Source organism: Morganella sp. HMSC11D09, from assembly GCF_001807955.1.
Lineage (GTDB): Bacteria > Pseudomonadota > Gammaproteobacteria > Enterobacterales > Enterobacteriaceae > Morganella > Morganella morganii.
Genome location: NZ_KV791668.1, coordinates 313 through 844 on the forward strand (window position 1 = coordinate 313; position 532 = coordinate 844).

At 54.7% G+C, this 532-nt stretch carries 1 pseudogene; it reads right to left on the reverse strand.

The annotated features are described in order from the left end of the window. Positions 1 to 100: 100 nt before the first annotated feature. Positions 101 to 532: pseudogene (locus HMPREF3119_RS19690) on the reverse strand (helix-turn-helix domain-containing protein); the annotation flags it as partial.

A 532-nucleotide genomic window follows, 5' to 3' on the forward strand; every position in this document is an offset into this window, starting at 1 on the left:
TTCAGGTCACGCAGTACCCACCACCGGCGGGTCTGATGCAGGACAGCCAGAATCGGGAACACACTCACGCCGTAAATCTCTTTGCTTTCTGAGCGCATGTTCATGCTGCCTCCCGTTCTTTTGCGGCCTGCTCTGTGGCCTGTTTCCAGATATCAATCCACGTCTTGCGGCCCATAAACTCGGTCTGCGTCCGGATACCGGTTTTCCCGGCCATTTCCAGCGCGATTTCTTCGGTGCGGTTCCGTGGTTTTGAACGGGAGCCGATCAGGCGGGTGAATGCCTCTTCGCGCTCAGTGGTGTCGATGTTCTCTGAATTTGCTTTGCGCTTAAATCCGGCAGCTGTATTCAGCCAGTATCTGAAACCGGCATTCCAGTCAGCGTATTGGGTACCCTTGCTGGCGTGGTAGTCGCTGAATTTCTGAAACTCGTCCTGAATGTCCAGACCGGCGGCTTTGGCCTGCTCAATGTGTTCTGGTGTCGGTGCAAAGTTTTCCGGCATCACGGTTTTGCTTTTGGCTTTTCCGCGAACAGG